Raw genomic sequence first — 22,271 nt, 5'->3', positions numbered from 1 at the left:
CCGTAGGGCCCGGATTCTTGTCTCAGAATCCGTCTCCGGGCTCTTGCTCTCACAACCCGTACCGATTATTGGCACGGTGGGCCGTTACCCCACCGTCTACCTAATCGGCCGCAGCCACATCCTATGGCGCCTGAGCATTTTTGACTCTCGTCACTCCAGACTGAGAGCCGTATCCAGCATTAGCCTCAGTTTCCCGAGGTTGTACTGGTCCGTAGGGTAGTTTGGCCACGTGTTACTGAGCTTTCCGCCACGAGTCTGAACTCGTGCGACTAGCATGGCTAAATCGAACTCCGATAGCAATGGCCTCCGGCAGGATCAACCGGAATGGTTGCCGAGCACAATGGCTCGGTGGGTTTCTGGCGGAGACACATATATCGTGTCTATCTTCTATGGTCCGTTAGTTCGAGGACACAGGCCGTAACCGACCGAGTGTCACCGAACTACCAGGGCTAACATCAGATCCCATCGTGTACGGCGGACCGCAGGGGTGGAATCCTCATCGGTTGCGTTGCTTCCTCGACGCCCAGATACGAACTGGGCGACTGAGGGAGAAAACGGTGACTGGAACGGGCGAACCGTTCCAGACACGCGCTCTCTCGTGCTTCGGATTTCAAAGTAGGGGACAACCCCTCTTTAAAGCTTCGAAATCCTGGGCGCCCCGACGAAGTGAATCGTGGGACGCCGCATCCATCACTCCGTAATTGCCGGACTAATTTAAATACGTCGAATCGAAGTCGCACTGAAAGCGGTTACCACGCAAATTGTACTCTACAAACGTGTTTTCGCAGACACTAGCTCCCTTCTGAGATAGTCTCGCAACCGGTGTTTGAGCGATGACTACGTCGTATCTGGAGTAGTGGCGGAATCGTGCTCGATGGGACCGTAATCCGTATCCAGTGTATGAAATTCGCTGTTCTGAGACCCGGTGGTGTGATGGGCCGCTGAACCGACTTTTAGCAGAGGAGTCGATGTAGAAATCGAGGCTTCAGACCTCGGCAGAAGGGTTCTGAGCGACGTAGTTGGCAACTCGCTCTCCGATGGCGATTGCCGGTGCATTGGTATTTCCGCTCGTGATTTTCGGCATGACCGAGGTGTCGGCGACACGCACTCCTCGAACGCCTCGAACTCGGAGTTGTGAATCGACGACGGCGTGATCGTCGTCTGCTGTCCCCATCTTGCAGGTCCCGACCGGATGATAGATCGTGTGGGCCGTCTCTCGAATGTGGGCTTCGATCTCGGTGTCTGTCTGAACGTCTTCGCCCGGCCACACTTCTCGCCCCCGAATAGCGTCGAAGGGACCAGCCTGTGCAATCTCTCGCGCTCGTTTGATTCCTTCCCGGAGCACGTGCAGGTCCGGGTCGGCAGTGAGATACTGCGGGTCGATAATCGGATCCTCCATCGGATCGGCAGACGAAAGTTCGACTGTTCCAACGCTTTCCGGCCGAACTTGGGTCGATCCGATCGAAAAGCCCAGACCGTCGGGGTTGGCGAAGCCGTGTTCCATGTAGTAGACCGGGCAGAAGTGGAACTGAAGATCGGGGGCTGGCTCGCGTTCGTCTACGTACAGATAGCCCCCGGCTTCGCCGATGTTCGAAGTCGGTGCAGGCGCGGCATCGTCCGTCCGTTCGTACACGACGAAGGTGAACAGGTGGTCCTGAAGATTCCGCCCGACACCCGGCAAGTCGACACGCACGTCGATGCCGTGTTCTTCGAGATGGGCTGCTGGCCCGATTCCCGAGAGCATCAGCAGCTGTGGAGAGTTGTAGGCACCGCCAGAGACGACGACTTCACCACTGACATCAGCCGTGTGTTTTTTACCGCCCTGCGTGTAGCTGACTCCGACGGCCCGATCGCCGTCGAAGCGGATTTCGGTGACGTGTGCGCGGGTTTCTACGGTGAGGTTCGGGCGTTTTAGTGCGGGTTTGATGTACGCGGCTGCGGCACTGCACCGCTCGCCATCACGCTGGGTGACGTGATACAGCCCCGCACCGCACTGTGTCTTGCCGTTGAAATCGAGGTTATGGTCAAGGCCGCACGCTTGCGCGGCCTCGATGAATCGCTTCGACGCGGGATGGGGGGAGACGATGTCGCTCACCGTGAGTGGCCCGCCGGTCCCATGATACGCCGGATCTCCCGTCCCTTGGAAGTCTTCGGCCCGCTCGAACACCGACCGCATCTCGTCGAACGACCAGCCGTCGTTACCGAGAGCCGCCCAGTTGTCGTAGTCCCACGGGTTCCCCCGGTTGTATATCTGTGCGTTCAGCGAACTCGTCCCGCCGAGCGTCTTCCCTCGTGGGTGGTACAGCTCGCGGTCGTTCATCTCGGCCTGCGGTTCGGTGTAGTACTCCCAGTCAGCATCCGATTTGAAAAGCTGTGGAAACAGGGCTGGCGTGTAGATCTCGTCCTCGTGTTCTTCGTCCGGCGCTCCGGCTTCGAGTAACAGGACGTCCGTCTCGGAATCTGCTGACAGTCGAGAGGCAGCCGCACAGCCTGCCGAGCCTGCACCGACGATGATGTAGTCGAAGGTTGGCATCCAGTCACACCCAAACTGTCCAGCCTACTATAAGCATGGGGAAACATGACAAAATCCAGCCTCGTCCGGGAGTTGGCCCACCATCGGGCGGTCACCCCCCGACTGGCGGGTGTGTGAACGAACACTAACCTCTGGTAAGTAGAGGCAATAACTCCCGCAAGAATTATTTTCAGTATGGGGTCGGAGGGCGAACAGCCCTCGCGAACTCGCTGCACTCTGGCGATTTCTGAGGGTCACGAGTCAATCTCCTCCTCGAAGTCGCTCGGGTCAAGGTGGTCGCAGATGTCGATACCGTCGAAGTCCGTGATACGGCGGCGCAGTTCTTCCTCAAGGTCCGGTTGGTCGTAGTACCGCCGGATGACATCGGGCGTCGTCGCGGCGCGGTCGGCCACGTCCTGACGCGACCGTCCGATGTTCAGCTGCCACGTGATGCTCCCCCGGCGGACCGGGTGCGGGCTGGTCGAGGACGGACACTGACTCGTCTTCGTCTGCGTCGTCCACTCGCAGGTGTGGCGCTCCCGGCTGTGGGGACACTCCTGCATGATGCACGGGAGCGTCGCCTGATACAGCCAGTTCGTGATGGTGCTCTTCGCGGGTCGCCCACGCGTACTAGAAAATAAGGGCTGGCGACCATTGCCGTCGTGTTTCTCGTAGCGCTCGCGCTGGACGTACTCGTGAAGGACCTGATTCGGCGCTTCGGAGAGGATGACCTTCCGCTGGTGAGAGTCCCCGCGCTTCAGCCGAGTGCCGGTCTCCGGTCTGTTGATGAACGAGAGCGTTCGGGCTTCGGGGTCGTAGTCCTCCAGGTCAAGCGCGCGGATGCAGGACCGACGCGCGCCCGTGTGGCCGATGATCTCTAATAGAGCGTGGCGTCGGGTCGCGCGCCACTTCACCGAGTCACGGTAGTACGCCAGGAACGCCCGAAGCGTCTCGGGACGGAGGATGTCCGAGCTGGTCTGTTCGCTGTCGTCGAGCTTCAGCGGCTCGATTGCCAGATGGGTCCCGATTTGGATGAAGCCCTGCGATTCGAGCCACTTCAGCCAAGTGCGGGCCTGCTTCTGCTTGCTCTGGACGGTCGCCCGCGCGTAGTCCTTCGCGACCAGATAATCGCTGTACTGGCCGACCTTCCACATCTCCAGGTCCGAGACCGTTTCGAGACCCTCCTCGTCGGCGAACGCCTCGAACGTGTCGAAGGACTTCCGGTAGGAGCGTTCGGTCTCGCCCTTCCAGTCGGGCTTGTTGCGCGTGATGAACAGCGCGGTCGCCTCGGAGATGTCGAGGTCCGGCGGGTCGCGGCCGTTCGGCGGTCGTCGTCCGCTCATCGGAGCATCGCCTCCTCGGCGCTCACGACGCGCTTGAACAATGACTCGTCGCCACCCGCGTCCGGGTGGTGTTTCTTCTTCAGCTGGCGGGCCGCGGCCTTCACGACCGCCTCGTCAGCGCCGGGTGCAACATCGAGGACTTCGTGGGGTGGCTCGCGCGCAACGACGGCCTCGGTTGCCGCGTCCCCCGGCGGAAGGCGCGCGTTAGCGAACTCGCTCTCACCGGTCTCGACCGGGCGCTTCTCCATCTTGCGCTTCTCCTGGATGTAGAGGTACAGCGTCCGAAGGTTGTCGCGAAGCCGCGAGTAGGCGTCGCACGCGACCGCGTACTGCGCGCCGTCCATCCGCCACCGAACGACGGCGCTCGGGTCGTCGGGGTTCGCGTCGGCGTAGGGGTACTTCGGATTCATCTTCTGGTGGCTGGCCGCGGTCGAGAGCCGCCAGTTGTCCACGCCCAGCCGGTCGAGTTCGGTTTCGAGGTCGTCGATGGTCTCGCGAACCGTCGCACCGAACTGATTGTTCGGCGTGCGCTCGGCTGGGTCGGTGCGGTCGAACTGGGTGGGCCAGTCGAGGTCGCTACTCATCGTTCACCTCCAGTCCTGCGCTCCGACAGCAGCTCTTGCAGTCCTCACCTGCGCGGTACTCGTCATCGTCCGTGACTGGGTCATCCGGTGCGCCGAACATCCAGCTCCCGCACAGCGACCGCTTGCCGTCGAAGATGTGGTACCGTCGAGCGTCGAACGGCTTGCCCCAGTGGAGCGTCTCTTCGTCGCTCACGCCGACTCACCTCCGAGGCTCTGGTCTTCGGGCTGGATTTCGTAGAAGCCGCCGTTCATGTCGTCCACGAACTTCCCGTTCACCTTCGAAACGTGGAACACGTCAAGGCCGTCCTCGCGGGCCTTCTCCCGGCCATCCTGTTTGATAGTGCCGAGCGCAACACCCGCCTCGACCTCGTACGTACGAGGTCTCCGGGAACCGAAGGGGTTGACCGTGACCGTCGCGGTCTCGCCTTCGATGAGTTGGTCGTCGCCGTTGCTGTCGTCCTGGTGGGTTGTCTCAGACATTGTTCATTCGCACCTTCTCGGTCCGCCCGCAGTCGCGACACTCGGTGACTCGATACGGCTCGCGTGAGAACATCGCGAACTCCGAAGCGGGGCTCTCGGTCCGAATCCGAACCCGGACGTCGTGCGGCGTCTCGCGCTCGCAGTTCGGGCACTCCTCGAACACTTCCGAGAACGCGCCCTGCGACTCGTCAGGTGATGACTCGCGGAGGCTCACCGTTCGCCACCTCCCAGCGCGTCGAGGGCGTTCTGGAGTTGCTCGATATCCGCGCCTTCCACCTGAGCCACGAGTTCGCGCTGATAGTCGTGCCGGTCGTCCTCGCGGCTCGGCCACGGGACGTTGTGGACCTCCGTCCACAGCTCGTACATCGCGACCTCGTCAAGTCGGATCACGACCCGTTCGCCGTCTTCGCTCGTGAACCGGAGCGTCCACTCGCCAGAGTTCGCTTCAGCAGGACCGTACGAGACTGTCCGAGCCTCTTTTACGCGAAGCGTTCGCGTCGAGAGGTCGCCGTCAGTTCGGTCCTCGTGGTCGGTATCCGTGTCTCCTGAACGGTCGTACACGCCAGCCTTCCCGTCGGAAGTATACTTTGGCTTCCCGACACTCTGCTTCCGAGAGACGCCGAATAGCGTGTCTTCGTCGCCGTAACCACATCTCTTGCACTCAGTCGCATTCTTGTGGTTCTTCACGCCACAATCAGCGCACCACATCGACCACTTGCCAGCGACATCCGAGCGCTTCACCGGCATCAGGCCACCTCCTCGAACGCATCCTCTTCGCCCGCGTTATACCGTCTCGCCCGGTCCAGACATTCCGGACAGAGCCACGCGGTCGCCATTTCGCCGGTTTCCTCGTTGACGACGTCCTCCTCTTTGACGCCCTGATTCTCCCCGCAGATGTCGCACGCGTCCAAGACGTTGTCCGCCGTCAGTCCGCCGTCGGTCAGCGCCCGCGGCTCACTAACGGCGAGATCGCGCGGCGTCTGAGTCGCCGCCGAACAACCACACGGGTCGAAGGTGTGCTGGTCCGGGCCGCGGGCGTCCAGTCCTTCGACCGGCGTCCCACAGTACGGGCAGTTCATGCCGACCCCTCCCGATGAACGTCCATGTACGGGCCAGCAGACGTCAGAAGCCGCAGGTCGTTTCGTTCGAACTCTTCGTTCGTCGCTCGATTCCGAAGCTCGTAGAAGACCCCGTCCAGTTCAGGATGCCCCGCACAGCTCTGACACCAGAAATGATTGTTCGTCGGCTCCCACGTGCGGTGTCCGTTCGGACACACCCACTTCCACCGATCCGTCTCGTCTTCGAGACGTATTTCCTCAGTCATGCAGTTCCGAGAGTTGAACGGGGGAATAAAAGCCCGAATCCTTGAACGGGGTGAAAGTGAAAGTAGTCGGGTAGAACCCTGATTTAGACTACTATTTATCAATCGATGCGAAGCATCGCGTCGTCGGTCGGGACGTTTAAATCCCGGTCGCGTGTGATTGAACATGGCTTCCGTACCTCAGTTACGGAGGCTCACGCGGACCCGATGCCCTAACATCGGGGTCCGCTTTTGTGATGGACCCATCGGGGAGCGACGGGTCCGCGATTGTCTCCGTAGCTCTCGATATAGACAGCAGGGTAATAAATCTTGATACTATATTGCATCAAAATCGATGCAATATTGTATTGGGGGTGATATTTCCGGTGTAAATATACGCATTGCGTCGTGCATTGTACGCAATGCGCCCTGTCGTCTCTTGGATGACGAAATCTGATGACGCAATCCTTGAGCTATTAGCAGAGACAGGTATTGCACTTCCTCCGGCGGCTATTTCATTTAATATTGAAGTTTCACATCCCACGGTTAGACGACGTCTCCCAAAACTGCTTGACCACGAATTAGTGAGAAAAGCAGACGAAGACAAAGGATACTACGAGATTACGGAGAAAGGTCGGAAGTATCTCACTGGCGAACTTGACGCGAGCGAACTTGAACAGACCGAATAACGGTAGTTGGTAACGCGATCTCTTTATTTAGAATTGTCCGTGTAACCGTCGCGCAATGCAGAAAGCGAATAGAGCACGGCTAGTGAAACTGGTCAGTAACCGAGATTTTCGACAGGATAATTTTTGTAAGATAGACACATATTAGTAGATATGGATGTAGACAGAATCGTCCGCCAACAGGAGCAGCCGGAACTTCCGTCAGAAGCGATGCAAGAGATGTTCGAATTGTGGAACAAAGAGTACACTCTCAACGCCCTCACCAATTTGAACAGGTCGCAGATCAGGACAAGGAAACAAAAGTTCGAAGCGGAGGTAGAGGTGTTATTGACGAAACACCGTCCGGGACGGTTGGTAGCGAACCGTCCTTCACTGGCCCACCTTAGCGGCAAACCACCCCATAACGCTCAAGAATGGAAACGCGCCAGGGAGATGATTAGAAACGAGGCGAAGAAAGTACGATTTCGACTTGAACAGGCGGAAGGTCTCGTTGCTAAAGAAAAATCGGAGGCGAGAAGGGCTTGGATTACGAAGCTGGTCAAAGCTTTCTCAATCCCAGACTTCAATATCAAATTTTGATAGTTTCCCCGTGAATGACGTAGTCAGGTGATGCTTTACTCAAACCTCATGATGAGATATACCTGTTCTCTCCGGGCAGTTATCTCGCTCAATATCGATGTCTTGCACCCAACGATAAGGCGACTGCTCCCGAAATTGCTTGAACGCGGACAGTACGGAGAGTCAATGGAAACAAAGGCAACTATGAGACCTCCGAGAAAGGTCGGAAGTATTTTGTTGGCGAACTTTATGTTGGCGAATTCGAAAATAAGTGCGTTTTAATCTCGCTTCTTGGATGCCTCCTGTCGATATTGGCTCGTTCTTTGTGCATCACGCCCGATTCCGTTCAAGGGGGTATTGTTTCTCGCGGTACGGGTCAAGATTATACGTTCGAGTGCGTATCTTTTCTCGATTCTCATACATGTCGAGATAGTTTCCTTGAAGACAAAGATCAGTATCTGGGAGTTCTCCGTGAGAGAGATTTGTTCCAAATTCCCCAAACGGCTCTTGTCGGAATTTAATTGATTCACCAGCGGGTATATCTAAATTACTTGTCTCCGTTTTCCCGTCTTCTGCGTCGTTTGAAAGGGGGATGAGTTCCAAGGTTAGTTTCGTATCTAATGCAGGGCCATTTCCAACGTTTTTTACTTCGACATAATCTCGGTGAATATCTACTGCAAAAGCAGGTTGTATATCCTGCTTTCGTTGCTTACTAGTCTCCTGCAATAATTCGTGGGTGAAGATCACGTATAGGCCTGTTAATATTGCCACAAATACGGAGCTAATCGTTGCTAACCCTGGATCAGAAAATAGGAGTTGAGTCAGTAAATAGAATGTAATAATTAGTAATAGGCCACCGAGTAGTTCTGTGATTCGACTTGAGAGATCTGCCATAAAGACTTATTCATATATTTGCACTTAAAGTCATCTGATACATGGTATACTCGTCGAGCTGTGATGCGTTTGAGAAGGGTTCGTAGTACTGAATGATAGAAAAAGGTCGGAAGCACAGAGAATATCAAAAGTTATAGGGCTATTCTGGTGATGATTTAAATAGGTGAATCAATCATGCAATGGTTGTTGTTTACAGGATTGGTTCTTGACGCTGCTGGTGCCTCACTTCTGTTCCTATCTGATTTGCCTGTAAGGGTCAAGCAAACCGTGTATAAATCTCATCCTTGGATTTTAGAGACGGAGGAAATATCTATGAAATTGTACGAAGCATGGAGTACAAATTCAGGTAAGGAGTTTTATTTTCGCAACATATCTTACCCCCAGATGAATTTTATCTACAATGTTTTGAAGTATAGGAGAATCGCTTCCATTAATCATAATATTAATGGTATGAGATATAAGTCGCCGCACCTGATATTTTTGCGTGAGGATGGGCCTGATTATGCAACACCCTGTTATGACTCACCAAGGAGAATGTTTGAAAGAAGATTAGAAGTGGCAGTCACGCAGCATTTTTCTAAATTTGGAGCATTACTTCTATTAGCAGGATTCACACTTCAGGCGATCTCTGTAGTGGTTTAATGGCAGTCTTCATTATGCCATTTCGATTCTCCTAACCTCCCAGATTGCATACGCCACCGGGAGGAGGACCAAAAGCACCGCCGTCGGACTCACCAGATGCTCGAACACGCCCCAGAACGCGACCGCCACACCGTACGCAACCAGCAGGCCGACGACCGGCCAAATCGACGCCTCCCGGTCGGCGAGCTTTCGGAAACCGTCAGCGACCGCGACCGTGAGCATCCCGACGAACGCGCCGTCGAGCGCGGAGAAGCCCCGACTGGAACGGACGTTCGGGTCGAAGCCGAAGAACGTCTCAATGACGAGGTCGAAGCCGAGGGAGAGAATCGGCGGTAGGACATAGAGAGATAGGATGCAGAGAGATTCAGTTGTTAGATACAGAATGATAAGCCGATTACAAGCAATCCAGATCCCATTACTGCTACACGGCTCCAGTAAGACCTTGCTTCTGATGCCAGTAGGATTGAGAAACCGCCAAATGCGAATAAAAGTCCTCCATAGCTAACCATCATCAGCCTTACTGCATCATTCACATTTGAGACATTGAGTGCTATTTGTCCTGTTATCACAACGGCGGCTATGATTGCCGAGAAAAATCCGAGGAACTCTAAAACACTTCTTCGAAAATCTGCGGTAGTGTCTTCCAAATCATCCTTGAATTCAGCGATACTACTTTCTGCCTCCGTAATATCCCCTTGAATATCTTCGACGTTGGAATCAATTTTAGAAGTCTTCTTAGAGAGTTCTCTTTGTTGTTGTTCTACCGTTATACGGGTCAATTCGCGACCAAATTCTGATCGCAATTCAGTATACCGTGTCCGCTTTCGCGAAAGTTCACCGATTGCCTTTGTTATTCGCTCTTTTGCCGCATCAAAATTCTCGAGTAGAGCCTCCACTCGAGCCTTTACAATATCATATTCCGGAGGATAGTTTTCTTCGGCAACCGCTAATGACGCGCCCTCATTCGCTTTATTGAGGAGTTCTTCCTTATCTGACGGAATTTCATCCTTATCTCCCTGATATGTATGTCCCTGTTCTATGGCACTTACAATCACTTTAGCAAGAAGTATCCGTAACTTGGAATACCGACTATAGTCGGAGTGATACTCCCATGCAACTTCAAGAGCATGATCTAAATCCTGCGGGTCTCCAGTCCCTTCAAAAACGATTATCTCCGCCATTCCGAGATACGGCTTATTTTCAAATTCCTCAGAGTATTCATCGAGTAGTGCTTTCCCCTCCTCGTAATCATAAAGACGTGTGTATAGACTACACAGAATATAGAGCGTGTACAGGCAGAAATCCTCGTCCGAAAATTCGGTTGTATTCTCTATTTCACCTTCTAACATTTTAGGAAGTTGTTCCAAGGGATCTGGACCAAATGAACTTCCAGTACTAATAAGCATATCTTCGGAAATTCTATCCATATAATATGTGAATTCCGGGCTACTATCGGTGTATAGGTCACTCGTAGTTGCCGTATGTAATCTTCCAAGAGCATGCTGGTAATCTCTAGGATTTCCACCTTTATTCAGAAAGAAAGTGGCGCTCTCAACGTAACCAAGTAGTTCCATAATCCTATTAGGAGTCAGAGATAGTATATTCTTTGTTAAATCGTTGGATGTTCATTTTGGTTAATACTACCGTTGTATGCCATCTCCGGTTCGCCATTCGGCAGAACCAAGAATGTCCTCGTTGAGGGATACACCGACAAGCTCTATCTCACGGACGCTCTTAGCACCTATCTGCTCAAATTGACGAGGGGCTGCCCCTGATAGCCCTGATTTACTTTCACTCCGAGGCACAATCCTTTTATCATAGCTATCTGAGTGTTAACCAATGAGCCTGTTCTCAGTCGGGGACGTGGAATTCGCCAGCAGGGTGAGTTTCAATCAGTATCTGACTGAGAGCTACTCCGTCGCAGATGATGGAGACCTCTACGTTATTGCTGGACTGACGGACTACTCTTGGCCGGAGTTTAGGACGCTTCTCGAAAATCGGGGATACGAAATTCTCGAAGAGTACGGTGAAATTGTTAAGATGGCCTGCGACTACGGCACTGATGGCCGTATCGAGTTTTACCTCTCTTTCGACCGAGATACGCAGATCATTCTCTTCTATACGAATATGCGGAAAAGCGAGGAAATTGAGAACACTATCGAGATCCTCCTACGGGAAACTCCCCGCGTTCATTATCTCTACATTGCTCCGCGAGTGATGCAAGACATCCGGGAAACGATAGCCGCGGATGATCCAAATGCCAGGGTAACACAGTTCTCTTCTCACCGAGTGGAACGGAGTGATATTGAGGCTCGTATTCGCCCCGACTTTTCGAGGACGATACAGTACTTCGGAGACGATGGACTTCAAACCATGCGGGAGATGGAGGAGAACTATGGGGTTGTTCCCCGTCTCATGGAATTCAGGATTCCTGATACGTCGAATTTCAAGATAAACCGTGAAGGGGTATTCAATCTCCAAGGTGGCGATCTCGGTTATCTCTTTGAACACGTTGAGACCTGTATTGAGAATGCATTGCGCGTTCGCCGGGCATACGAAAATGCGAGCTTCGAGATGGTCCGAACTACCGGACAGCTCGAGGTACCGACTGCAGAGCCAGCCTCGATTTCACTACAAAATCGACTCCAATACCACGAAGTAGAGGACTTCAAAGCCAGTATGAAAGAGAACGATTACGTTTTGCTAGATACCTTTGCGGAAGAAGGGTCACTGTTCTTCTCCAGTAAGGTCATCGACCAAGAGAAAAAGAACTCTTTCCGAATCAAAGCTAACGAGGACGAGATTCGAGTATTCCCTCAAGAAAATAAAGATCTCGGGTCATTCTTCCGATTTTACGAGTTCATCCAGAACAGTATTGATGAAGATGCTTCTCTGAATCTGGAGGCTCAGGCGTAATATGACTGCTGATGACCTTTCAGAGGGAGAGGTCATCAGACGGTTTAAACAGATTTCCGAGAAGAATTCGGAGTATTCAGAGAGGAAAGAGGAATATAAGAGAGAAGTTCTCGCCCAAGAAGAAGAGGAGATTAGAGACCGTCTTGAGAAGGGAATTCAGCGGGACAAGAAGCACGATAACCTCCTAAGACAGACAATCTCCGCTTTCCTCCCAGGTGGTCCAATAGAGAGGGAAACCGAATGGACGTTCTTGGGTGCAGAGCCACTCTGTGAGCAGAATCTGCCAAATGCAGATGCTCTATTCGGGAATCCAGAACGGAATATGGCTCTTCTCGTAGAGTGTAAAACAAGCCTTAGCCGTCCGACGCAGGCCCTTAAACAGGTCTATGATGCTACAGAGAATATTCGAGATAATCTGGATTACCTCTCTGAGAAGGTCGGCATGGAAATTGACGAATTGGAATGTGCAATCTGCATCCCAAGCGTCGTGGACCGGCGAATAATCTCTCAGATTGAGGAACACGAAGAGCAAAACCAAGATCGAGAGAAAGTGTTTGTCTGGAGAATCCACCACTTTGATGGTGAAACGCTCGATCTCTACACGGATATCGAGACTCGCGAAGACGGTGAGATGACACATAATAGTGAGCTTGCACCGATTCTAAATGCTGGAGTTGAGTTAACCTATGGCCGTCAGGTGATGCCCGCTTTCTTCCCGTCGTCTCATCCAGAAGTCATCATGGAAGAGCTCTTCAGTTCAATTATCGAGAATCGGCTGATGGACGATAAGCCGTTTCGTCATTTTAAAGGTGAAGAGATCCAGTCTGAACTCACCTCTCAGAAGAATCTCCCTCACTACGATGCAGATGTAATTGGTGAGCGTATCTATAGCGAACTAATTCGCCGATTCAAAGAATTCAATCTTATTAGTGAGCTTTCATCGAGTGAAACGGACTTAGAAGTCGACGAAAATGAGTGCGTCTTCAAATATCAAGTCCGGGGCAAATCCCCAGACACGGTTATTGCTAACCTCCGGAAAAGGTATCTTAACCGAGCAGTTGAAGATCAAGCCGAAATCAAAGCTAAGCGCCAAGTCATTGATGAGTTCGATGAAGAACAGAGCGCTCTCGCAGACTTCTGGTAGAAACACGCCTTTCGAGGCTATCGATGTACTCCTTCAGCTCATCCTCGATCTCGACCACGAAGTAGCCGTTTCTACTTGAATCGAAGATAAGCGTATTTTGTCAATGACTCCGTCTCCGGTCAGGCGATAATCAAAGTAGAAACGGGGAACGTTAAGTTTGAATTAGATTTGTTCGTCACTTCTGATAGTCGAACGTATGGTTACAAGTAGCGAACACATGAAGACTCGAATGAACTGATAATGTCTGGTGTGTTGGTAGGGGCCGTGTCTACAGAGCGCCACGGAGCGCTGAGAAAACTTAATCATGCTGAGACACAATTAGATGGAGTTCCGATGGCGGTGTACGACTATGCCGGGACCCCGGCCAATTTCCCATCGGTTTGGGCACCACCGGGAGCCTTCACCGGCCGTCACCTCGAAGCTGGGGACATACTACTCTTCCATAATGGAGACACAATAACGACAATTACCACGGTACTGTGTCGGCAAGAGGATGAAGCCATCCGGCGTCGGCTGTGGAACGACACTGACAGTTCCAGTGATGTCCTGTACTACCTTGCTGCTGTCGAATCAGTCGAAATAGATATTCAGAACCCGCTTATTTCGGACCGATATCCATGGCTGGCATTGGGTCGGGCGATGAGATCATCGAATATTGGCCGTCAGAACGACCTCGTAAAACAGGCATATCGGATGGTCAATGTCGCCGAACGTCGGCGGATCTATCGATTGTTCGGCGCGTCGAACCTCCCGTCACCGATAGCTATGTTGCAGTATCGAACGTCTGCCGAGGGTATTCTGAATTGGATGTTTGAGAAACGAGTTTCATTGGCGTCCCTCAAGTCCTTTGGATTACTTCTCTTGGTGGTCGGATTCGTAATTGGTGTGTTCTTTGAAGCGGTTTGTGTCATTTCCTCGGTGGCTGATCTGGTAGGATTCAGTAGTAGTACCTGTATTCATGTCTTCGGCCTCCGGTTGATTGATCCAGCGACAACGTTCTCGTTCTCGTTGACAGCGTTCCTGCTTGTTGCGACGACCGTGGTGGTTGCCGTCGTCGGTAGCACAGCGGCACCAAATCGAATCGGTAGTCTCCGGATTAAGACGGTTGACGGATTTCCCGAACTCCCAAACAGTGCGCAAATATCAGAGGGTCGACTCACGAAATACACGGATATCGGCAAATTAGATCCACATCACGTCCAGTGGTTGCTCCACGCTAAATCACCGGAGTCTATAGCAGCCTATCGAGCAGAGAAAAATGAGTTAGAACCAACGGATGGAAAATACCAAATTTGGAGGGTGGGAAATGAGCCTCCGGCCTCTGAACGACCTGTTTGGCGATTTCAGGGGGATATTGGATGGGAAAATAAAGACAACAACTTGCCGGACTGGCTGGTTAGCGATAGTAATGAACGCCAATCAATTGACTGGTGGATAGTCCCTGATCAAGAAGATGCACATCAGGAACTGCGAACCGCATTGCAATCATCGCTTACGTATTCGATTTCAGCGTCGCTACTCGGTATCGTCCTCGCATGGTATCCATGGGATACTGGTAGCCTGCCTAATCCATGGCTCACAGGCCTCTCACCTTGGGAGAATCTCAGCTATGCAGTCCTTGCAACACTCTTCACATTCGTGTTTTTGGGGATGGTCTACACTTCAATCGGCATTATCGAAATCCTCCCAAAGTTGCGGGATTGAGTATCGTTGACGACCGTAAATTGTGGTACAGTTCCAGGGTCAACCGCCACACCGTACGTGACCAGCAGGCCGACGACCGGCCAGTCCGACGCCTCTCGGTCAGTGAGCTTTCGAAAACCGTCAGCGACCGCGACCGTGAGCATCCCGACGAACGCGCCGTCGAGCGCGGGAACTGACGGACTACGGCCCTTTTTCGAATAGATGTTCGTACTGCTCGAAATCCTTTGGCCGGGTTAATCCACCAGGTTCGAAGACTGGATGATTGGGGTCAAGGTCGTGCTCTTCAGCAACCCAATTGAGATACGATTCGTGGTCTTGCGGAAGCGGTGGTTCATGTTTTGAACTGTGGTGGTGAGGATGAAGAAATTGAATTTCTTGCTTGCGGGTCATCTGTGGATCGCATACTAAACACGGAACGTATTTTTGGGGCATTACTACGGAGGAGATACTATAGCATCTTGACTGTTGTTGTCCAGAGATTGGTTCCTCGACGCTGAGGGCTACGACTACGTTCCCCGTCGGAATCTTTTGCGAGGTCGTCGCCGAACAGTATCTCAACGATGTGGACCTGGACGAGCTGGTCGAGGCGACCGACCACGAGTACAACACGATGCCCGAGGCAGTGAATGCGAAACTCCAGGAGATAGAGGAAGGCGAACTCGAAGACGGAGCCTTCGACAAGGGCGACATCGCGGAGACGATCTGCGACCGGATTGCGAGTGAGGAGTACGGGGAAGAGGAGTTAGGTGAGGAGACGTTGGAAGCGTTCGAATCCTTGATTGGGGAATTGAGCGAGACACTGTAACGCACCACCAGACACCAAGCTGGGATATGTTTATAAGCCATCCCTGATTATCTCATTATAACCGTTGACGAGCGGGCAAATTGCCAAATAGACGCGAACACCGGCACTTTCGAGGTTCGAATCCTCGGGAGGGATTGGTCACAGCGGGATAAAGAATCGCGTTTCAAAAGCAGTTTGTCACATCATGAAGGAAATCATCAAAGGTGGAATTCTGACACTCGTCTTCACAAAAGCCGGAGTGGCGCTTCCGGTCATCCTGGCGCTCACCGCGTACATCGGCCTTCGGTCGAAGAACGTATCCCTCCGTCCTTTGCCCGCTACGCTCTGAGCTTCTGCTCCAATCAGAGGGGCTTACAGCAACTTCGCGTCCTCAGAAGACTCGATATCCCCATCCCACCCGATAGCCGCCTGCCGAATCCCGTACTTCGAATCCACAATATTCTGCATCCGACTTTCGGGGCTGTCGATGCACTCCTTCAGCTCGTCCTCGGTCTTGACCACGAAGTAGCCGTTCCACCTGATGCGACCGGGATGTCATCTCCGAAGATGAGCTCTGGCAAATTGCCTGCAGGTCAAGAAACAAGATCAATACAGGATTTCAGAGGAGGATCGGAAGGTCTCGCGGCCAACTTTGACGCAATCGAGAATAGTTAAATTCCGGATTTGGACAGCAGAGCTCACTTTTTCTGCTAAAAGTAAGACTTGCTAACAAAACCTATTTCTTCTGGTAATCCATCAGAAGAGAACACGATGTCAACAATATCTACTGAAGGTGAACTCCACTCGTACGTTATCGAGGCCGATACTGGCTTCGCGCCAAATGTCACAGATAGCGTCTGTACGTTAGCAACGTGCAAGCAAGTGATTAGAGACGAAGCGAAGGAAGGAGATTGGGTTCTCGGGACGTATCCGAGAGATAGCGGAGAAGAACGCATGACCTACCTTATGAGGGTCAGCGAATGTTTGACGTACGACGAGTACTATACCAGCGGGCGCTTCGATTTCAAAAAGCCGGAAAACGATCCACGAGGCGACAACATCTACCACCGCAATGAAAGTGGCATTTTGGTTCAAGTCGAGAATCCACCTGAGCATGACGATCCAGAGTCCCGAAAGAGAGATCTCAAATCGAATAAGGTTCTCATAGCGGACAAGTTCTGGTACTTCGGGGATCGAGGTCCAGAGTTGCCTCCGAGACTCTATGAGGTTATCAAAGGTTACAAGAGTGATAGCCGGAGTGGTCGGAAGAAGCCGACGGAATACTTAGATGAACTAGTAGATTGGCTTTCGGAACGCTACGAATTAGGCGTCCACGGCGAACCGAGAGACGACTCCTCAACTTCCTGCGGTTGTGGGAGTCCCAACGATACTGGTAGCCAGAAAAGTTGCTAATTAGAAGATTCAAGTCCGGAACCCATCGCCAGCTACGAGGGAGATCCATTTGAGTTCTCCATGACTGTCGAGGTCTTCATCTGCAAAAATTGAACTGATGTCTATCGACCCATCTCGGTCGAGTTGAATCTTGTATTTCCCTGTTCGAGGACCGCTAAGCACAATATCGGCACACCTTCCATCGAGTGAAATCGTCTTGACCGTACAGGCATCTCTCGAAACGGAGCTATTTTCTGCGGACCATCGAACTTTATCACCGGGTTCGAGGCGACGAATGAGTTGCTCTTTCGTAATTCGCATGGCAGAAACCTTGTCGTAGAGCGTTATTTATGCAACGAACTTTTCCAGCTCAGTCGACATTTCAAATGCCCCGTTGACAGGGAAATAGTTGTCTGACTCATTTCTAGAATACATAATAGAAAAGGATATAATACGGGCCGACAACTACCAAGTACACCGAGTATACTGAGTATACTGTAATCCGGTGTGTGTAATCATGGCTGAGAAAACTATCAAAGTCGACGAAACAGTACACGACGAACTAGAAGCGCTCAAACAGAGACACGGCGTTGATACGTTCAACGATGTTCTCAAACGTGTACTTGGAATCGCAGCGGGTACGGATGTGGACAAGCTCGCAGCATACCTAAATGACGAACTCCGCTCCGCTATCGATGAGATAGTCACTGAAATTGAAGATACGGGTAAGCTGAATCGTGGCTACGAAGAAGGGTATGGAGTGGAATATCTCACCTTCCAAGTGGCAGGAACTCACCGAAAGGTTGCGGATATAGCATTCCGTGATGGGTCGTTTACCGTTCGCTACCGTGACAACAAAGGTGAGATGAAAAAATGCGGGTCTGGATACGAGAATTCAGACACTGGTGCTCGGTACGGCACGACGAGCGACCTCAGCGATAGGTATGATCTCGCCGATGTCGAAGAGTCCGTCCGAAACAAGGTAGAAAAGGCGTATCGTCGCTGGAGTCAGAAATGAATACTCTCTTTGGGTGAAATGGCTGAGAAAAGTCAAAAGTATCTTGCTGGCGACCTCGATTCGAGAGAGATAGAATAAAGCGAACACACGCTTGAAATCTCAAAGGACAACAGATGACAGCAGGGAATCCCTACCAGAACTTCGAAGAACACGTTCGGACAACTCTTTCTGAGCGAACGGGATACACCGTCGAAAAGCGTTCTGAGGTCGGAAAATCAGGAAATACTTGGCAGGTGGACTGCGTTCTCTCGAACAGCTACGGTGTTCGAAAAGGATACGTGGAAGTCAAAGAGACGAACCGCAGCTCTAACCAGAGTACCTATATCAATCATATGCGGCGTGCATACGCTGAAATGGGTGATTTTCGGAATGTCGATGTACCGAAGGCAGTCGTAGTCGCTGAAAAATGGGATTTTGGTGGGATCGACTGGGATGCAATGTTCGACTCGATTGATTGTTTGCTGCTAGATATCGAGGACCTTAGTCGCTTTGAGGATCAGGTCTGATTCACACTCAAGTCCTAAAATCAGAAACGACTAGTCTTGTATCGGTATAATTAACCCCAATTGATGGACCTTTGAGGGCGATGGTATTGCATATACTTACTAATTGAATTAGGAATTGGATTAGCATAGAACATCCAGACACACGGCGGATTACCTCGGGTCTAAGTAGATAGAATTATAACTCATCAATTAGAAACTCGGCTCATGACAGACCGGTGGGCGGTTCATGAACCTGCTATTTCCGATCTTATCGACGAGAGCAGTCACGTCGGCGGGATATTTTCTATGGAATACGATCAGTGTTCTATCTTGGTCAACGACTACTGGACTCAGGAGGCAGGCGGACTTCCGCGGCATACGCTTCTATTAGCTCGTCCGATGGTTCAAGCCGTCACCCCGGAGGAAGGTGACCCGACTGACGATGAGTGGGCAGTTCCTGGAGTCAATACTGACGAATCAATTGCTGAAACAGACTCGATTATTGAGGAGCCTGACCACGCTATGTTACTCCGTGTCAAAGGGCCTGCCGACCTCCCAACAGAAACACGTCTGAAAACTAATCGGCATGATGCTATTCGTCAGACTGTCACATCGCAAAATGGCTCCAAGCCAAGTGAAGAAGACGTCGCAGATCTTCTGACTCAACGTGAGATGCAATACTCTGGTATCTCGGCAAAAGTTCTCGGAACATTCTATTTTGATGATCCAAAGGATGATGAGGATGCCTACTCCGAACCGAATATTGACAGGATACTCCGCTACGGGAGTGACATTCAGAATGTTTTCTCTGCGGGCAACTATATCGTCTACAAACTACAGGACAAAGCGCTCTCGTGGGTCGCAAGTTATCCATCCCACCGCAGTGACGTACAGGTTGAGATTGGCGAGGTAAAGTACACGAGCACGCGTATTTGGGACGAGGATGATCGCCCCTCTGTGTCGATTCCGATTGAAGACTTTATCGGCACGAAAACGGCCCTGTTCGGCATGACGAGGACAGGGAAATCGAACGCGATGAAGATCCTCGCGACGGCTATCGAAGAAGCAGACGAAGACGTTGGACAGCTCCTATTTGACCCTAGTGGGGAGTATGCTTACGCAAATGACCAAGACGAAAAAGCGCTGGCTGACCTTGGAGATACAACTACCATATACAAGTATGGCGCTAAACCGGGGGAGGAGAACGTCAAGCCGCTTCGCTCGAACCTGCTGGATCCAGAAAATTTGAATATTGCTTATCTACGTGTACAGCAAGTATTGACCGACAAGACTAGCAATTACATTCGGGATTTCCTCACCGTTCAGCCGCCGTCGGTTGAAGAAATAATTAACGCCGAAAGCCCATCCACAAAAGAACGGCTCAAACGAGTCCATTTCGCATATCTCGCTTTATTAGCTAAGCAGTTGGATCTGCCTCCAGATTGGGGGCCAGAATTTGAAGAGGATAGTAACTATCCATGGCTGGGTGTCAAAGACGAATTAGTCCAGTATATTAACGAAGAGCATGGAGTCGGTGTGCCGAGACCGGGAGGCCACGACTTGAAAATGGAAGCGAATTTGCTCGTACCTTTCTGGGAAGGTGTTGCAGAGAATATCGACGGATTCAACCAGCGATATAGAGATCTCACTGATCGGGATAAAGACTGGGTGAACGAAGAACTCAGGAAAGTATTGAAAATGTTCAGTACGACCGGTCAGTCTGGTCACCGACTCCTCTCTGAACTGATTGATTTCCACAATGTCGATTCGGATATCGATGCTGCAGAGGAGATTTACAGGGATCTGAGTGATGGCCAAATCGTTGTTGTAGATATCTCGAACGGAAAATCAGAGGTTGTCCAGCAAGAAACTACTCGAATCACTCACGCAATCCTATCGACATCGATGAGACGGTTTCAGGATCCAGAGGAAGATGACGATGACCTTCCAATTATTCAGCTCTACCTAGAAGAGGCTCATCAGCACTTCGATAAGGATCGCTATCGCAATAGCGACGAACAGAACCCCTACGTCCAACTCGCAAAAGAGGGTGCAAAATTCAAAATCGGGATGACATACGCAACGCAAGAAGTCTCAGACATTGACCCTCGTGTACTATCAAACACGGCAAATTGGATCGTCACGCATCTTAACAGTAAGAAGGAAATTAACGAACTAGCGAATTATTATAATTTTGAGGACTTTGAACACGGTATTCGAAACGTGGAGGACGTCGGGTTTGCTCGCATAAAGACGGACTCCGGGGAATACATTGTCCCGGCAAAGATTAGCCTATTCGATATTGATTGGTTGGTTAATGAAATGGGATACGACCGCGACGAACTCGAAGATCGAGCGGCAGAACGACGGAGTGACAATGATGAGGTGGCCGGGACCGCGGCCGCAGAACCAATGCTAACTGACGAAGACGACTAATGGGATACCAAGACGACTCCGGCGATGAGCCAGCAAACAGTCTAGGTCACATTGACCTTACGCGCGACCAGCAATTGAAAACGGAGTTAGCAGAATTCACATTTACACCACCGGAAGAAGGGTGGGATCCGGATGAGAACGTCATGCGGCCACCTGCGTTATCGATGGCAGACGATGTCAATCCGCCTATCGAGCGTGTTTACGGTATCGATGGGTCCCGAGTTGAAGTCACCGTTGGAGATCCGCTGTTGAACAAGCGTGTCGGCTTCCTGTCGATTCGCTTAGCAGAGATCGATATGCAAGTTGTACGTCAGCAACAAAACCAGGCATTTTTGAACCCATCTGTCGTGGAAGACTTAGGTTCGGTTCAAGAGTACAACATGGTACTTCCGAGTTCGAATACCCTGTTTGATGCTGGATCAACTCACGAGAGCTGGCGGAAGATGGTGTTTAGGAATTTCAAGCGCCGTGAGGCGTTCGGGCGGACACTATTCACCACGTACCACGAACTGCTTCACCGCCGAGAAGATCGAATTGAATCCGGACGAGGGAAACTTCGGCTTGAGAACTGCCCGAATCCAGATTGTGATGAAGAGTCGCTAATAGTCAACTCAACCCGAGAAGATTCCTGCCCAGAATGTGACAAGCCCACGTACCCGACGGATGCGCTTCGAACTCACGAACGTGTTGCGGGCTCTCAGGAGAACGTCACAGCACTCAATCTCCTGATGGGTATCGTTGAGCATCTCGTGTTAGTGAATGCGGTTAAGCATCTCGACAAACAAGGGCGAGACGCACTCAATCGGACAGCCATTGTCAAGGATGGACCCCTAGCGCAGTTCGACACTGCCGCATGGATCCATGATCCGATTTTACAGATTCTATCCGAAGTACAGGAAGCACACATGGGTGACGGCGGAGCACCGTTCGTTGTGTCGGGTATTCACAAGACCGGCAAATTCGCGAGTTTTGCCGAGTCAGTGAAGGATCGAATGGCTGGACCTTGGTTACTTGAACTGCCGAACGATGTCATCTACAAGCACATCTCAGCCGGTGATAGGACAGAGCCGTTCGGCAAGAAGACCTATTATGGGAAGAACTTTATCTATCGGTCTGCCACCCGAACTCAGGACGGCCACTGCTTCGCCTTCACCGTTCCACGGCGCTTCACTGACGGCCATCGTGAAGGCGGCTTGCGTGTCTCCGAAGACGCTTATCCAGAACTTGCGCGGACTGTGACCGTCTTAGACAAACTCCGGACAATTCGATATGAGAACGGCCTCATCCCATTGGTTGTGGCTCATGATAAGGCATCGCTGCCAGAGGAACTGAGTGACCAGATCCTCGGGAAGCTGACTAACTTATTGACAGAAGCGAAAGAATGAACTGTTCC

Annotated in this window: 26 protein-coding genes and 1 rRNA gene; 14 read left to right on the top strand and 13 right to left on the bottom strand. The window is 51.8% G+C overall.

From position 1 onward, the window contains the following. From EKH81_RS14735 to EKH81_RS14690, 10 genes are all read right to left on the bottom strand, one after another. Window positions 1-326: ribosomal RNA gene (locus EKH81_RS14735) — 16S ribosomal RNA — on the bottom strand; the annotation flags it as partial. Window positions 327-985: 659 nt separating this feature from the next. Beyond that, a complete protein-coding gene (locus tag EKH81_RS14730) occupies window positions 986-2,533 on the bottom strand; it encodes a GMC family oxidoreductase (protein ID WP_202935158.1) in 1,548 nt (515 codons plus the stop codon). Between the two features lie 233 nt (window positions 2,534-2,766). After that, complete coding sequence (locus EKH81_RS14725) at window positions 2,767-3,855, bottom strand: tyrosine-type recombinase/integrase (RefSeq protein WP_202935157.1); 1,089 nt, start codon at window positions 3,853-3,855, stop codon at window positions 2,767-2,769. After that, window positions 3,852-4,439 carry a J domain-containing protein gene (locus EKH81_RS14720; protein WP_132060323.1) on the bottom strand — a complete coding sequence of 196 codons (588 nt, stop codon included), beginning with the start codon at window positions 4,437-4,439 and terminating at the stop codon, window positions 3,852-3,854. The genes EKH81_RS14725 and EKH81_RS14720 overlap by 4 nt, the downstream gene beginning before the upstream one ends. Then, window positions 4,432-4,632, bottom strand: a complete 201-nt coding sequence (locus tag EKH81_RS14715; RefSeq protein WP_132060321.1) for a hypothetical protein — start codon at window positions 4,630-4,632, stop codon at window positions 4,432-4,434. Before EKH81_RS14715 ends, EKH81_RS14720 begins: the two co-directional genes overlap by 8 nt. Then, the gene (locus EKH81_RS14710; protein WP_132060319.1) at window positions 4,629-4,919 is read right to left on the bottom strand and encodes a hypothetical protein; all 291 of its coding nucleotides are present in this window, start codon (window positions 4,917-4,919) and stop codon (window positions 4,629-4,631) included. The genes EKH81_RS14715 and EKH81_RS14710 overlap by 4 nt, the downstream gene beginning before the upstream one ends. Further along, a complete protein-coding gene (locus tag EKH81_RS14705) occupies window positions 4,912-5,082 on the bottom strand; it encodes a DUF7835 family putative zinc beta-ribbon protein (RefSeq protein ID WP_449405109.1) in 171 nt (56 codons plus the stop codon). Before EKH81_RS14705 ends, EKH81_RS14710 begins: the two co-directional genes overlap by 8 nt. Window positions 5,083-5,129: 47 nt before the next feature. Continuing rightward, window positions 5,130-5,666: a hypothetical protein gene (locus tag EKH81_RS14700; RefSeq protein ID WP_132060315.1), complete on the bottom strand. Its 537-nt coding sequence runs from the start codon at window positions 5,664-5,666 to the stop codon at window positions 5,130-5,132. Then, complete coding sequence (locus EKH81_RS14695) at window positions 5,666-5,998, bottom strand: hypothetical protein (RefSeq protein WP_132060313.1); 333 nt, start codon at window positions 5,996-5,998, stop codon at window positions 5,666-5,668. Before EKH81_RS14695 ends, EKH81_RS14700 begins: the two co-directional genes overlap by 1 nt. Continuing rightward, entirely contained in the window at window positions 5,995-6,243 is a 249-nt protein-coding gene (locus EKH81_RS14690) for a hypothetical protein (protein ID WP_132060311.1), read from the bottom strand. Before EKH81_RS14690 ends, EKH81_RS14695 begins: the two co-directional genes overlap by 4 nt. 398 nt (window positions 6,244-6,641) lie before the next feature. Between EKH81_RS14690 and EKH81_RS14685 the strand changes: the two genes are divergently transcribed. Both EKH81_RS14685 and EKH81_RS14680 read left to right on the top strand, forming a co-directional pair. Then, a complete protein-coding gene (locus EKH81_RS14685) occupies window positions 6,642-6,908 on the top strand; it encodes a winged helix-turn-helix domain-containing protein (protein WP_132060309.1) in 267 nt (88 codons plus the stop codon). A gap of 150 nt (window positions 6,909-7,058) precedes the next feature. Continuing rightward, entirely contained in the window at window positions 7,059-7,484 is a 426-nt protein-coding gene (locus tag EKH81_RS14680; RefSeq protein WP_132060307.1) for a hypothetical protein, read from the top strand. Between the two features lie 309 nt (window positions 7,485-7,793). On the opposite strand, the gene EKH81_RS14675 is transcribed toward EKH81_RS14680, so the two are convergent. Then, window positions 7,794-8,357: a hypothetical protein gene (locus EKH81_RS14675; RefSeq protein ID WP_132060305.1), complete on the bottom strand. Its 564-nt coding sequence runs from the start codon at window positions 8,355-8,357 to the stop codon at window positions 7,794-7,796. 174 nt (window positions 8,358-8,531) lie between these two features. Between EKH81_RS14675 and EKH81_RS14670 the strand changes: the two genes are divergently transcribed. After that, a complete protein-coding gene (locus tag EKH81_RS14670) occupies window positions 8,532-8,999 on the top strand; it encodes a hypothetical protein (RefSeq protein WP_132060303.1) in 468 nt (155 codons plus the stop codon). Between the two features lie 96 nt (window positions 9,000-9,095). After that, the gene (locus EKH81_RS14665; RefSeq protein ID WP_132060301.1) at window positions 9,096-9,335 is read left to right on the top strand and encodes a hypothetical protein; all 240 of its coding nucleotides are present in this window, start codon (window positions 9,096-9,098) and stop codon (window positions 9,333-9,335) included. Window positions 9,336-9,370: 35 nt separating this feature from the next. On the opposite strand, the gene EKH81_RS14660 is transcribed toward EKH81_RS14665, so the two are convergent. Beyond that, complete coding sequence (locus EKH81_RS14660) at window positions 9,371-10,573, bottom strand: hypothetical protein (protein WP_132060299.1); 1,203 nt, start codon at window positions 10,571-10,573, stop codon at window positions 9,371-9,373. 265 nt (window positions 10,574-10,838) lie between these two features. Between EKH81_RS14660 and EKH81_RS14655 the strand changes: the two genes are divergently transcribed. The 5 genes from EKH81_RS14655 to EKH81_RS14635 all read left to right on the top strand — a co-directional run bounded on the left by EKH81_RS14655 (window position 10,839) and on the right by EKH81_RS14635 (window position 15,896). Next, window positions 10,839-11,915, top strand: coding sequence for a hypothetical protein (locus EKH81_RS14655; protein WP_132060297.1), 1,077 nt, complete (start codon window positions 10,839-10,841; stop codon window positions 11,913-11,915). A 1-nt stretch (window position 11,916) separates the two neighbouring features. Beyond that, window positions 11,917-13,059 (top strand): hypothetical protein, encoded by a 1,143-nt coding sequence (locus tag EKH81_RS14650; RefSeq protein WP_132060295.1) that lies wholly within the window; start codon window positions 11,917-11,919, stop codon window positions 13,057-13,059. Window positions 13,060-13,392: 333 nt separating this feature from the next. Then, on the top strand, window positions 13,393-14,763 hold the full coding sequence (locus tag EKH81_RS14645) for a hypothetical protein (protein ID WP_132060293.1): 1,371 nt from the start codon (window positions 13,393-13,395) through the stop codon (window positions 14,761-14,763). Window positions 14,764-15,325: 562 nt separating this feature from the next. Next, entirely contained in the window at window positions 15,326-15,568 is a 243-nt protein-coding gene (locus EKH81_RS14640) for a hypothetical protein (protein ID WP_132060291.1), read from the top strand. Between the two features lie 184 nt (window positions 15,569-15,752). Further along, entirely contained in the window at window positions 15,753-15,896 is a 144-nt protein-coding gene (locus tag EKH81_RS14635; protein WP_162224640.1) for a hypothetical protein, read from the top strand. Window positions 15,897-15,919: 23 nt separating this feature from the next. On the opposite strand, the gene EKH81_RS14630 is transcribed toward EKH81_RS14635, so the two are convergent. Beyond that, window positions 15,920-16,069: a hypothetical protein gene (locus EKH81_RS14630; protein WP_162224639.1), complete on the bottom strand. Its 150-nt coding sequence runs from the start codon at window positions 16,067-16,069 to the stop codon at window positions 15,920-15,922. Between the two features lie 249 nt (window positions 16,070-16,318). On the opposite strand from EKH81_RS14630, the gene EKH81_RS14625 reads away from it, so the two are divergent. The 5 genes from EKH81_RS14625 (at window position 16,319) to EKH81_RS14605 (ending at window position 22,263) form a co-directional block, all read left to right on the top strand. Beyond that, window positions 16,319-16,960 (top strand): Nmad2 family putative nucleotide modification protein, encoded by a 642-nt coding sequence (locus tag EKH81_RS14625; protein ID WP_132060289.1) that lies wholly within the window; start codon window positions 16,319-16,321, stop codon window positions 16,958-16,960. 496 nt (window positions 16,961-17,456) lie between these two features. After that, window positions 17,457-17,957, top strand: coding sequence for a hypothetical protein (locus EKH81_RS14620; RefSeq protein WP_132060287.1), 501 nt, complete (start codon window positions 17,457-17,459; stop codon window positions 17,955-17,957). 113 nt (window positions 17,958-18,070) lie between these two features. Continuing rightward, window positions 18,071-18,463, top strand: coding sequence for a hypothetical protein (locus EKH81_RS14615; protein WP_132060285.1), 393 nt, complete (start codon window positions 18,071-18,073; stop codon window positions 18,461-18,463). Between the two features lie 204 nt (window positions 18,464-18,667). Further along, a complete protein-coding gene (locus tag EKH81_RS14610; protein WP_132060282.1) occupies window positions 18,668-20,878 on the top strand; it encodes a helicase HerA domain-containing protein in 2,211 nt (736 codons plus the stop codon). Then, window positions 20,878-22,263, top strand: coding sequence for a hypothetical protein (locus EKH81_RS14605; protein WP_132060280.1), 1,386 nt, complete (start codon window positions 20,878-20,880; stop codon window positions 22,261-22,263). The genes EKH81_RS14610 and EKH81_RS14605 overlap by 1 nt, the downstream gene beginning before the upstream one ends. Window positions 22,264-22,271 lie beyond the last annotated feature (8 nt).

It is taken from the genome of Halorussus amylolyticus, from assembly GCF_004143485.2.
GTDB lineage: Archaea > Halobacteriota > Halobacteria > Halobacteriales > Haladaptataceae > Halorussus > Halorussus amylolyticus.
Note: the sequence above shows the minus strand (reverse complement) of the source record. Positions and strands in the feature narration are given on the sequence as shown.